The organism is Faecousia intestinalis (genome assembly GCF_040096185.1).
Classification (GTDB): Bacteria; Bacillota; Clostridia; order Oscillospirales; family Oscillospiraceae; genus JAZOXB01.
In genome coordinates, this window is the sequence record NZ_JBBMFF010000219.1 from 1 (window position 1) to 11041 (window position 11041).

At 44.0% G+C, this 11041-nt stretch carries 14 protein-coding genes and 2 pseudogenes; 14 read left to right on the top strand and 2 right to left on the bottom strand.

Annotation, left to right across the window (positions count from 1 at the left end; genetic code table 11):
• The 6 genes and pseudogenes from WMO66_RS07965 to WMO66_RS07990 all read left to right on the top strand — a co-directional run.
• Window positions 1-198, top strand: a pseudogene (locus WMO66_RS07965) (XRE family transcriptional regulator); the annotation flags it as partial.
• Between the two features lie 373 nt (window positions 199-571).
• On the top strand, window positions 572-949 hold the full coding sequence (locus WMO66_RS07970) for a TnpV protein (protein ID WP_022445061.1): 378 nt from the start codon (window positions 572-574) through the stop codon (window positions 947-949).
• 250 nt (window positions 950-1199) lie between these two features.
• Window positions 1200-1547, top strand: coding sequence for a PadR family transcriptional regulator (locus WMO66_RS07975; RefSeq protein WP_177308292.1), 348 nt, complete (start codon window positions 1200-1202; stop codon window positions 1545-1547).
• Window positions 1534-2829 (top strand): permease prefix domain 1-containing protein, encoded by a 1296-nt coding sequence (locus WMO66_RS07980; RefSeq protein ID WP_178278065.1) that lies wholly within the window; start codon window positions 1534-1536, stop codon window positions 2827-2829. Before WMO66_RS07975 ends, WMO66_RS07980 begins: the two co-directional genes overlap by 14 nt.
• Entirely contained in the window at window positions 2826-3296 is a 471-nt protein-coding gene (locus WMO66_RS07985; protein ID WP_022402730.1) for an LptM family lipoprotein, read from the top strand. Before WMO66_RS07980 ends, WMO66_RS07985 begins: the two co-directional genes overlap by 4 nt.
• Before the next feature lie 14 nt (window positions 3297-3310).
• Window positions 3311-3487 (top strand): cysteine-rich KTR domain-containing protein, encoded by a 177-nt coding sequence (locus WMO66_RS07990; protein ID WP_178278066.1) that lies wholly within the window; start codon window positions 3311-3313, stop codon window positions 3485-3487.
• Window positions 3488-3543: 56 nt separating this feature from the next.
• Here WMO66_RS07990 and WMO66_RS07995 read toward each other — a convergent pair whose 3' ends face one another.
• Window positions 3544-4956 carry a MobA/MobL family protein gene (locus tag WMO66_RS07995; protein ID WP_178278067.1) on the bottom strand — a complete coding sequence of 471 codons (1413 nt, stop codon included), beginning with the start codon at window positions 4954-4956 and terminating at the stop codon, window positions 3544-3546.
• A 228-nt stretch (window positions 4957-5184) separates the two neighbouring features.
• Window positions 5185-5400, bottom strand: coding sequence for a helix-turn-helix domain-containing protein (locus WMO66_RS08000; RefSeq protein ID WP_022445065.1), 216 nt, complete (start codon window positions 5398-5400; stop codon window positions 5185-5187).
• Window positions 5401-5572: 172 nt separating this feature from the next.
• On the opposite strand from WMO66_RS08000, the gene WMO66_RS08005 reads away from it, so the two are divergent.
• The 8 genes and pseudogenes from WMO66_RS08005 to WMO66_RS08040 all read left to right on the top strand — a co-directional run bounded on the left by WMO66_RS08005 (window position 5573) and on the right by WMO66_RS08040 (window position 10945).
• Window positions 5573-6247 carry a helix-turn-helix domain-containing protein gene (locus tag WMO66_RS08005; protein ID WP_294492964.1) on the top strand — a complete coding sequence of 225 codons (675 nt, stop codon included), beginning with the start codon at window positions 5573-5575 and terminating at the stop codon, window positions 6245-6247.
• A 35-nt stretch (window positions 6248-6282) separates the two neighbouring features.
• The gene (locus WMO66_RS08010) at window positions 6283-7653 is read left to right on the top strand and encodes a tyrosine-type recombinase/integrase (RefSeq protein ID WP_435387794.1); all 1371 of its coding nucleotides are present in this window, start codon (window positions 6283-6285) and stop codon (window positions 7651-7653) included.
• Window positions 7654-7824: 171 nt separating this feature from the next.
• On the top strand, window positions 7825-8148 hold the full coding sequence (locus WMO66_RS08015; RefSeq protein WP_004613237.1) for a hypothetical protein: 324 nt from the start codon (window positions 7825-7827) through the stop codon (window positions 8146-8148).
• A 70-nt stretch (window positions 8149-8218) separates the two neighbouring features.
• On the top strand, window positions 8219-8980 hold the full coding sequence (locus tag WMO66_RS08020) for a class I SAM-dependent methyltransferase (RefSeq protein ID WP_349135894.1): 762 nt from the start codon (window positions 8219-8221) through the stop codon (window positions 8978-8980).
• Window positions 8981-9017: 37 nt separating this feature from the next.
• Window positions 9018-9512 (top strand): HD domain-containing protein, encoded by a 495-nt coding sequence (locus WMO66_RS08025; RefSeq protein WP_008981870.1) that lies wholly within the window; start codon window positions 9018-9020, stop codon window positions 9510-9512.
• A gap of 83 nt (window positions 9513-9595) precedes the next feature.
• Window positions 9596-9817 (top strand): annotated as a pseudogene (locus tag WMO66_RS08030) (GNAT family N-acetyltransferase); the annotation flags it as partial.
• A gap of 212 nt (window positions 9818-10029) precedes the next feature.
• Window positions 10030-10470: a LytTR family DNA-binding domain-containing protein gene (locus tag WMO66_RS08035; protein ID WP_349135896.1), complete on the top strand. Its 441-nt coding sequence runs from the start codon at window positions 10030-10032 to the stop codon at window positions 10468-10470.
• A gap of 10 nt (window positions 10471-10480) precedes the next feature.
• A complete protein-coding gene (locus WMO66_RS08040) occupies window positions 10481-10945 on the top strand; it encodes a DUF3021 domain-containing protein (protein WP_349135897.1) in 465 nt (154 codons plus the stop codon).
• Window positions 10946-11041 lie beyond the last annotated feature (96 nt).

Below are 11041 nucleotides of genomic sequence, written 5' to 3' on the forward strand. Positions count from 1 at the left end.
TGCAAAGAGGTAATGGGTGCAAAGCAGAAAGCGCAGCTGCGGCGAATGGTGGACTTCAAGTTCACCCGTCATCCGTCTCTCAATTTGCCGGAGCAGCGACTGACAGCCATTGAAAAACAACTTGGAGAGCGTACAAGAGAGCTGCTCTCCATTCCGGTTCAGAGAAGTACAAAGCGCAAAATCGAGCCGGAAAGATAATCCGTCTGCGGTATGGGAGCAATCCCATACCGCAGATACATACTGCGAACTTGACGGTAGAAAAAGTCACAATATCGTCATATAGGATTCTTAAATCAGAATGACAAATCTGAATTTGAAAACCACGATTTCATAAGTGGTTACTGCCCCTCATAGGGCTTTAATAAAATCCTCCAAAACGCTTGAAAACAAAGGATTTATCGCAATGTGTCTGCCTTATCCCTTTATACGATTTCACTTGCGTTTATGCTTCCCTCGCCACCTCATAAGGGCAAAAATAAGGGAAGAAAAATCTGATAACAAGCTATAAAAACAAGTGGCAATCGGGAAACTGTGACATATGTGCGAATATATTATACTTGAGGATTTCAAGATGGACAAGTACATTTATGATGAAAACAACGGTCTTTGGTATGAACTGCAAGGCGAATACTATTTGCCGTGCCTTAGCTTGCCACCCGAAGAAGAAAAGCCTATCGGGATATGGGGACAGCGGCACAAACGCTACCTGAAAGAACATAGAAAAGCAACCTACACAACACTTCTGACCAGCGGTAAGCTCAACACTTATCTTTCCGGCATCAACGAACAGGCGCAGGAACGCTTTGAACGGCTCATAGATGGCATGAAGCAGGCACAGGGTATCACGGAACAATTAAAGGCGGAAAACGCCTTAGAATGGGTCAGGAGAATGAATAATATACGGGCTTGTGCGATGGAGATTGTGAATAAAGAAATCATCTTCGCATAGCAGACTGGCGGTAACGCAAAGCGAGGGGTAAAGGTGTAAATGCCTTACCCCTCGTATTTTATGACGAGAATATGGCTTAACACAAGGTATTTGTGGGTTAAAAGCGCTACAGTAGAGAGATTATGCTGAAAACATAGGGTTTGGCAATCCAAAAGCAAACTTTTTATGAATGTTGTCTGTTGCCTCTTGACTTATATCGGCAATCTATATATAATCGATATGTAGACTGTCGATACAAGGAGGGACATATATGGCAATTGATAAATCTCTGATTTCAGGGAATACAGATATGCTGATTTTGAAGCTGCTTGAAAAACAAGATATGTATGGGTATCAGATGATAGAAGAACTTGCGAAGCAATCCGACCATACTTTTGAATTGAAAGCAGGAACATTATATCCTCTGCTCCATCTCTTAGAGCAAAAGCAGTATCTTGTGTCCTATGACGGAGAAACTGTTGCGGGGAAAACAAGAAAATATTACAGGATTACAGATGAAGGGAAAAGATTTCTTGTGGTGCGGCTGTCTGAGTGGGAAAGCTACTCTGCCGCAGTCAATAAGGTTTTGTCGGGGGGTGTTTTGCTTGCAGGAATATAATTCTCCCGAAGAATATATCAAGGATGTTCAAAGATACATTCGTTGGAGCAGAGCAAAGGTTGTGGCAACAAGAGAGCTTTCTGACCACATAAACGACCAATACGATGCTTTGCGGGAAAACGGTCTGAATCAGAAAGAAGCAATGAGAAAAGCCATTGAAGAAATGGGCGATGCAGATGTAGTTGGGACAGAGCTTGATATTGTCCACCGCCCGAAAGTGAATTGGCTGTTGCTGCTCATAGCAGGCGTGTTGCTGCTGAGTGGTATTCTAATCTCTGCTATGCTAACCTCAATATCCCTGACCGTACCAAAGATAATCGGTATTGTGCTTGGAGTTTGTGTTGCTGCTTTTTTGTATTTTATTGATTACACGGTCTTAATTCGCTTTCCAAGAGCGTTATACGGACTGCTCTCACTGGCGGCAATCTTCGGGCTACTCTATGAATTATGGAACGGATTTGCACCGCTTGGATACGGTTTTCTGTTCTACCTGCTGCTATGCTATCCGATTGTTTTGGTCGGAATCCTGTTTTATGAAAAGAACAGTGAAAGCGAGACAAAAATCATACATTACTGGCTATATGCTATTTTTCCGCTGACTTTAGCGTTAATAAATCAAGCGTTTCCAGTTTTTGTGTTGCTGTTGGCTTGCGAGCTATTCATCTTTTGCTGCGGGTTAAAATTAAAATGGCTGAAATGGAATCGTGTTAATATCTTCGGTGTGGCTTGTATGCTGATTTTTCTTATTATCGGAGTGTACCTGTTAAGCCGCTTTTATCATCTTTTTCGTTTGCAGGAAAATACAGGATATTTACAACAGCTCGATTTCTTTTCGGTGTTTCGTGAAGCGGAGTTAATTGGAAAAAGCGGAATGCCTGTTGATGTGAAGGTAATGAGCTACTTCTATGACCACCCAATCACCCTGCTCCTGTACGAATACGGAAAATTCTCACTTGTATTTTTGCTGTTTGTATTCGGGATATTGTTTGCTATCCTTTACAGGACTTCAAAAAAGCAGGATACAGAGGTTGGCAAACTTCTAACCAATACCGTGCTGTTGATTTATATTTTACGAATTGTTTTCACTGCCTTATCCGACATTGGGGTTCTTCCGAACTTCTTTATGTGCGTACCCTTCGTTGTAACAGGAGGAATGTTCATTATTTATGATATGGCACTTATTGGAATTATCCTATCAGTAAACCGCAATGAGAGCATTGCAAAGGATTGGATTAAATTAAAAAGCAAGCGTAACGCTGCTAAAAACGGAGGTCAACTATGAAAAAATTCTTATGTGCTATTCTATTCTTGACGATGGTAATCAGTCTTTCCGCCTGCGGCGGTAAAGGCGTTTCGACACTTGTGAAGCATTATGGTCAGGAAAAGGTCGATGAAATGGAAATCGAGTGTACCGATGAAACACAGCTAAAGGTCGCAAATGACCTCATAGCAGAAGCAAAGGATATTATGTCTTACTGCGGGTCAGGAGACGGTACGAATAAAGAGGACTGCGGTGCGTTAGAAAGATACTATTTCTTTGATGATAAGGCGGTTCGGGCAGATGTTTCGATAGAACTTGTAACCACCAAACAGGAAAATGGGAAGGGATATATCTGGGTGAAATATTCAGCCGATTATTACGATAAGGATGATACTCTCATTTCTGGTAACGGAGAAGCATATTCACGTTGGGATATTGAACAGTTAGACGGAAAATGGACGGTAACGTTAATTGACGAAATACCGTAAGGATTGGTGAGTGTATGCAGAAACAAGCCGAATGGATATTATGTCCTGTTTGTGGCAACAAAACCCGTGACAGAATAAGATATGATACGGTCTTGAAAAACTATCCTCTCTACTGCCCGAAATGCAAGCAGGAAACGCTGATAGAAGCAGAGAACTTGAAAGTAACCGTTATAAAGAAACAGGAAAACTAATCTCTATATGTATGCCGCCGTGTATGGGTAAAACCATAGCGGCGGTTTTTCTTCGCCTATCGGCTGCCTCTGTCAAAGGATTTCTTTCGTGGCTTTTGCTGTCTGCCCTGCTCCTGCAACTGTCTGAGCCTGTTTCGGACGCTCTCCTTTTCGGGCGGTCTTGGCGGTCTGCTCTTTTGTTTCACCTGACGCTCCCATTCGGCAAGGTCACGGTTGTATTGTTCCACAACGGCTTCCGCCTCCCGATAGGTCGCCATGAATGCCTGCACATCGGGATAACCGTCCTCCCTGAGAATATCGGGGAGCTTATCCAGCCTGCGGTCAATTTCTTGCTCCGTCTGCTGTATCTGCTCGGTAAGGGCTTTGCGCTCCTTGCCCTTGAAAATCCCTGTTGTTTCCGCAAGCTGTGTTTTCAGCTTGGGCAGAATGTTGTCCTGCAAATTCCTAATCCCTCTTGCCTCATCCTGCACCCGTATCATTAGATTCCGCATGGTGCAGAACTCTGTCATATCAATATCCAGCGTGGGCTTCGGCGGTATCCCGTATTCACGGATAAGGTTTTGTAAAATGTCCTTCGCCTTGTTCACGATACGGCGGAACAGATTGGGCAGCCAGCCGCTCTTGCGGATAGAACTGCTAACCTTGTCGTGTATCTCGGTTTGTTTGATTTCCAGTATTTTAGCCTCCTCAATCCCCGATACAAGTGCCATGTCCGCTGTCCTGTTCCATTCCTGCCTTGTAGCGTTGTCGGCTGCAATCTCTTCGGCTTTGGGATTGTTCTTGCCTATTTTCTTTGTCGGCAGGTACACGCTGTTTTTATCAAATACCTTTAACTGCTGTTCGGGGTCAGAAATATGACGGTTGATAAGTTCCGTGTAAACCTCCTTTACCTCCCGAAGAAAAGACTCGCTCTTGAAGCGGTCATCCTTTACGGTAAACAGATGGCTTTCGTAAACCTCTCCCTTTTTGATAACGGCACAGCCTTTTCTGATCTGCCCGTCCTCTCCTGTGATTTCCTTCTTGGTGCGTACCCGTTTGCCTGTTTCGTCAAAGAATACGCTTCTTGTGGCAATCTTCACATCAGGCTCAGGGAGCAGCTTCCTTTCGCTGAAAATCAGATGAATGTGGTAATTGGTCTTGCGCTTATTGTGGTGCAATGCCGACACACATTCCACGCCGTACCGCCTGCGGAACTCATCTGTAAAATCCTCAAGCACCTGCTGCGGCTCGTACTGCGTGTAAACTTCGGGCAGGGCGATAATCAGCTCCCTTGCCTCAATACATTTCCCCTCTGCGCCGCTGCGCTGGAACTCCTGCCGGCTCTCCCTTGCGAGATTATTCCAAAAGGCATTGTCGGCGGTGCGGTAAGTGGCGTACAGATTTTCCTGTCTTGCGTGGCTGGTGATATACGATATTCGTCCTTTGACATTAGGCAGCTTCGACATCTGTATGAAGCTGTGTCTTGCCATAATCCAACCTTTCTTTAAAATATACCGTTCTCATTTTGCAACCGTCTTGACGGTTGCTGCTGTTTCGGCGGCTTTGCTGACGGAACAGCGCCGTATCAAAAGCGGCAGGGATTTCCTGCAAGCGTTGATACGGTAGCTCCCCGCAGGGGCGAAATACCCTGAGTACAAATCGACAGATTTGTGCGAGGGGTGTATTTCGCTCTCAAGCGCCGAGGGCTTTAAGAACGGTCAATCTACTCGGCGGACATCATTCTGATTGAGAAGATTTCTGCCTTGATTGACCGTCATAAAACGCTCCAGCGTGTCCCTTCGGATAATGGTCTTGCGCCCTACCTTTAAGACAGGCAGCTTGCCCCAGTCCACCAATTTCCGCATGGTGTTCCTGCCGATACCCGTACATTCGGCGGCTTCCTCGATGGTCATACCTATTTTAACTGCGTTCATTATCTCATCCTCCTTTTGAAATACTTGTTTTGCAACTGTATAATCCTAATTATACTTATTTTGCAATCTCGTGTCAACCCGTTTTGCAACTGTTTGGGAATTATTTTAATATTTATCCCGTTTCAGGGTTGCAATCTGCGTTTTGATGTGCTATAATGATACTCGTCAGGAGGTGAAAACCTTGAAAAAAGAAATTGAATTCACCGCAAAACAAGTCGGTGAACGGGTAAAAGAGCGCCGAACAGAACTAAACCTTACCATGCCTGAGCTTGGAAAGCGTATCGGCGTAAACAAATCCACCATTCAGCGGTATGAAGCAGACGGCGTTGACCCGAAGCGTACTATGATTATCAACGGTCTTGCCGATGCGCTGCTTACCACTCCCGAATGGCTGACAGGGCTTTCCGAGGAAAAGGAATATGATGCCCGCACGCTCTGCCAAAAGGACATTGAGGAGCATATCAAAAAGTACCTTGATACGGTTTCCTCCACGGTCAGCGGAGAGCCGCACCAGCAGCTTCTTACCACCTTCCTCGGCAAGATGATTGACCTGTACTCGGTGCTGTGCCACTACTTTGCCAACGCTATGGCGGAGGTTGACCGTGTGGCGGAGGACGAGGGCTTGAAGCAGTCGATTATGCGGTATGCGATTGAGGTGGGCGCAATCGAAGAACGGGTCTACCGCAAAGAAATGGAAATACCTATCGAAGATATGAAGCGTTTTTTAGACGGAATTTTACATATCTACGATGAGGGACGCACCAAAGTATCTATGGGCGACCTCTTCGGGATAGTGACGGAAGCCGAAAACAGGCTTGCCGAAAAAGAAAATTCCGTGGCACCTTGACAAATAAATATGCCGATTGAAATCAACCGGCAAAAGTGACATTCTTTACTTTACGCACACCATATGTCACAGTCCCGATTGCCACGGATAGAAAGGAGTTTTTATCTATGGCAAAAGGTTCTGTAAGAAAGAAAGGCAAAAAGTGGTACTACCGCTTCTATATCGAAGATGAAAGCGGCAATCTGGTACAGCGTGAATTCGTGGGAACAGAAAGCAAATCCGAAACGGAAGCCCTGCTCCGCAAGGCGATGGAGGACTACGAGGAAAAGAAATTCGTTGCAAAGTCTGAAAACGCCACGGTGGGAATGCTGCTGGATATGTGGGTGGAGGAAGAACTAAAGCCCGGCAGTCTCAGCAACGGTACGGTAATGGCATATCAGGGTACGGTAAACCGTATCAAGCAGCACCCTATCGGCAGCCGAAAGCTGAAAACCGTCACCGCCGACCATTTGCAGGCGTATATGGATTTTCTCAGCTTCGGCGGGACAAATCCCGACGGTACAACGGCAAAGGCACTTAGCAAAGGGTATCTGCGTTTGTTCTCGGCAGTCCTGCAAGGAGCGTTCCGCTTTGCGGTATTCCCCAAACGGCTGATTACCTTCAACCCGATGCAGTATGTGGTATGGCGGGGCAAAAAAGAGGACTATGACCTGTTTTCGGACGAGGACGGCAATACCGATTCCACACCCACGCTCAGCCATGAGCAGTATCTGAAGCTGGAGGAATTTCTGAAAAAGAAAGATAACCCCGCTTTACTGCCCATTCAGATTGCCTACTACACGGGGCTTCGCATCGGCGAAGTCTGCGGCTTGACTTGGCAGGATGTCAACCTTGACAAGCAGTACCTTACGGTGCGCCGCAGTATGCGCTACAACGGGGCAAGGCATAAAACCGAGATAGGAGCGACCAAACGGAAGAAAGTCCGTACCGTGGACTTCTGCAACACGCTGGCGGCGATCCTTAAAGCGGCGAAAACCGAACAGCACAAAAACCGCCTCCAGTATGGCGGGCTTTACCACCTCAACTACTACACCGAGGTGAAGGAAAAAGACCGTACTTACTACGAGGTTTACAGCCTGCCGAGGACAGATGAAATCCCAGAGGGGTACAAGGAAATATCCTTTGTCTGCCTCAGACCTGACGGCGCATACGAATCACCGAGTACGGTAGGGATTATGTGCAGGACGGCAAGCAGAAAGGTCGAGGGCTTGGAGGGCTTTCATTTCCACCAACTTCGTCACACATTCACGAGCAATCTGCTCTCAAACGGGGCAGCGCCGAAGGATGTGCAGGAGCTTCTCGGACACGCCGATGTCAGTACCACAATGAATATTTACGCTCACGCTACAAGGGAAGCGAAGCGTACTTCCGCAAGACTGCTGGATAAGGTGGTCGGCGGAGAGTAAAAAACTTTCCCTTGTTTCGGCTCGTAAGGGCAAAAACAAGGGAAAACACATAAGGTTGGAACACAAGATAGGCAAAATGCCTTGAAAATACAGCGTTTTCAGAGGGTTTAACAGATAAATCGGAATTTATCAGAAAATGAGGAAGAGTTGAAATGGAGGCGCTATAATAACATGAAGATTGAAGGGAATCAGAAAGAACTGGATGCAATGGTAGAATTTCATAAGGGAAACCGTGTCGAGGGACTGAGACTGCAAGAAGAATTTGCAGCGGAATTTCGTAAGGAGTATAAAGACAAAGATCACTGTCCTTGCCTGAAAGCCTGTCGTTATCACGGAAACTGTAAGGAATGTGTAGCAATCCACAGAGCGCATCAGGAACATGTTCCTAATTGTATGCGACCATTGATTAATAAAAAATTGAAATTGATGTCAGAATTAACAGAACATACCTTGGCAAATGAAATAGAAGCTCCACATGAGATTTTAAGAAAATAGGCAAGTCAGATTCCCGTTTATTGGGAAGTTGCAGAGAACGAAAAATCGGAAGTTTACAGCGAGGTGAAAGATGTTGAATTTTGTAGAATATGGAAAAGAAAACAAATATGATGATGATATATTTTTTCAAAAATACAGTCAAATGAGTCGCTCACAGCAGGGACTAGCCGGTGCAGGAGAATGGGAAACATTGAGAAAGCTGCTACCGGATTTTAAAGATAAGCATGTGCTTGATTTAGGATGCGGCTATGGATGGCACTGTATTTATGCGATGGAACACGGAGCGTCTTCTGTTGTAGGTGTTGATATTTCTCATAAAATGCTCGAGGTAGCCAAAGAAAAAACACATTTTCCACAGATTGAATATAAATGCTGTGCTATGGAAGATGTGGAATTCCCAGAGGAGAGTTTTGATGTAATATTAAGTTCACTTGCGTTTCACTATGTAGCAGATTATGAGATTTTAGTAAAAAAGATATATAGAATACTGAAGTCTGGTGGTAAGCTAGTTTTTACAGTTGAACATCCTGTTTTTACTGCCTATGGAACACAAGACTGGTATTATAACGAAAAGGGAGAAATACTGCATTTTCCGGTGGATAATTATTATTATGAGGGCAAACGGACAGCTGTGTTTTTGGGAGAAAAGGTTACAAAATATCATAGAACACTGACCACATATCTAAATACACTGCTTTCAAATGGTTTTATAATAAATCGTATTGTGGAGCCGCAGCCGCCGGAATACATGATGGATATTCCGGGGATGCAGGATGAAATGCGCCGTCCCATGATGCTGATTGTATCGGCGAACAAAAAAGTGGATAGATAGAACTAAAACATCTATAAGGTATAAATGGAGATAATTTATGTTTAAAGAAAAAATTATTATAGAGATGAAAGAAGTATTCAAAGAAATTCCTTTTGGCATAGAGCATACTCTCAAAGTTTTGAAAAATGCAGAAGATATAATGAAAGGAGAAAATATCGGAGAGGAAGAAAAAGAATTCATCAGTATTATTGCTATACTACATGATATTGGTGCGGTTGAAGCACAAAAAAAATACGGTTCTATTGATGGTGTCTATCAAGAAAAGGAAGGACCAGAAGTAGCGAAAGAAATATTAAAAAAGGTAGGCTATAACAAAAATATTGATAGAATATGCTTTATAATAGGCAACCATCATACTCCATCTAAAATTGATGGACTTGATTTTCAAATACAATGGGAAGCTGATTTGCTTGAGAATTTAACGGTTATGGATAAAGAAAAAGAACAGGAAAAGATAAAAAAGTGTATAGATGAAAACTTTAAAACAAACACAGGAAAAAGGATAGCTTATAATCGCTTTATTTTAGATTAGTAGTAGATTATTACAGTTATGTATTTTATATCGCAAAGAAAAAATAGTAGTTAAGTTTAACCCTAGAGCTAAATGATGAATATGTTGAGGGCATTTTTGTTTCTGGTGAAATGCAATCGCAGGGTATAGGTAAAATTCTGCTGAATTATGCAAAGGATAAAAGGAATAAGTTGTACTTGAACGTATACCAAAAGAACGCACGGGCAATATCTTTTTATAAGAGAGAAGGATTTGAGCTTCAGCATAGAGGCTTAGATGAGGCTACCGGAGAAAAAGGTTATGTAATGACATGGCAACACAAATAGAAATTCCAGTTTGTCGAACTGAATATAAGGATGATCCGTCTGCGGTATGGGAGCATCCCCATACCGCAGGTACTTATCGGCCGCCCATGCAGACCAGTATGAGATTCCCGTAAAAAATACCACCTATGTTCTTAAAACAACCACCTATCGAGAATCGGTAGAAATCGCTTCTTGATTTTCCTATACTGTAACCGTAGCGAGGAGGTGAACCGATGCAAATTGAAATCAAGATAGACGAAAAATGCAAAGAGCCAAAAATCATCGTGATGACGGACAAAATGACCGATGAAGTCAATGCAATCATAAAAAGACTGTCAGACGAGCAACCGCAGGTCATTGCCGGATTCAGGGAGGATGTGGTCGAGGTTCTGGAACCGTCTGAAATCTACCGTGTTTTTGCCGAATCAGGTAAGGTGTTTGCCGAGACAAATCACGGCGAGTATGCGCTCCGCCTGAGGCTATACGAGGCGGAACAACGGCTTGACAGCAAGACTTTTGTCCGAATATCAAACTCGGATATTATCAATCTGAGAAAGGTCAAGAGCTTTGATTTGAGCTTTGCCGGGACAATTTGCATCACGCTTTCAAACGGTACGGTTACTTATGTTTCACGGCGATCCGTCGCCAAAATCAAACAACTGTTAGGAATGTGAGGTGGCAGAAATGAAGAAAAAACTGATTGGACGAGGAGTAATTGGTTTCCCTGTTGGCATTGCAATCGGATATGTGATTACGGTGATTATCTCAATCTGTATTGGGGATGGCTTCTTCCATCCGGTCAATCCAGAGCTTGTGAATAAAATGGGGAGCGAATTAAATGCGATTCTCATTCAAACCGGTCTGAGCGGAATAATGGGCACAGGCTTTGCAATGGCTTCGGTTATTTGGGAAATTGATTCGTGGAGTCTTGCAAAGCAAAGCGGGATTTACTTCGCAATTGCTTGCGTGATTATGTTCCCTATCTCTTATTTTGCCAACTGGATGCCCCATTCGACCGCTGGAATTCTGTCTTATGTAGGCATATTCGTAGCGATCTTCCTCGCTGCTTGGGTAACTCAGTATTCTGTGTGGAAAAGGAAGATTCAAAAAATGAACGAAGGCATTCAGGATAATAACGATATGAATTGATCCCGCCGATCTGCACCCTATTTCCTATGAGGATGTGTGCAAAGAGGTAATGGGTGCAAAGCAGAAAGCGCAGCTGCGGCGAATGGTGGACTTCAA

Bases quoted from the DNA above. Each gene is read 5' to 3' on its own strand.
- WMO66_RS07995 (WP_178278067.1), bottom strand. From the start codon at position 4,956: ATGGCAAGACACAGCTTCATACAGATGTCGAAGCTGCCTAATGTCAAA.
- WMO66_RS08015 (WP_004613237.1), top strand. From the start codon at position 7,825: ATGAAGATTGAAGGGAATCAGAAAGAACTGGATGCAATGGTAGAATTT.
- WMO66_RS08020 (WP_349135894.1), top strand. From the start codon at position 8,219: ATGTTGAATTTTGTAGAATATGGAAAAGAAAACAAATATGATGATGAT.
- WMO66_RS07985 (WP_022402730.1), top strand. From the start codon at position 2,826: ATGAAAAAATTCTTATGTGCTATTCTATTCTTGACGATGGTAATCAGT.
- WMO66_RS08035 (WP_349135896.1), top strand. From the start codon at position 10,030: ATGCAAATTGAAATCAAGATAGACGAAAAATGCAAAGAGCCAAAAATC.
- WMO66_RS08025 (WP_008981870.1), top strand. From the start codon at position 9,018: ATGTTTAAAGAAAAAATTATTATAGAGATGAAAGAAGTATTCAAAGAA.
- WMO66_RS07990 (WP_178278066.1), top strand. From the start codon at position 3,311: ATGCAGAAACAAGCCGAATGGATATTATGTCCTGTTTGTGGCAACAAA.
- WMO66_RS07975 (WP_177308292.1), top strand. From the start codon at position 1,200: ATGGCAATTGATAAATCTCTGATTTCAGGGAATACAGATATGCTGATT.
- WMO66_RS08000 (WP_022445065.1), bottom strand. From the start codon at position 5,400: ATGAACGCAGTTAAAATAGGTATGACCATCGAGGAAGCCGCCGAATGT.
- WMO66_RS07970 (WP_022445061.1), top strand. From the start codon at position 572: ATGGACAAGTACATTTATGATGAAAACAACGGTCTTTGGTATGAACTG.
- WMO66_RS08040 (WP_349135897.1), top strand. From the start codon at position 10,481: ATGAAGAAAAAACTGATTGGACGAGGAGTAATTGGTTTCCCTGTTGGC.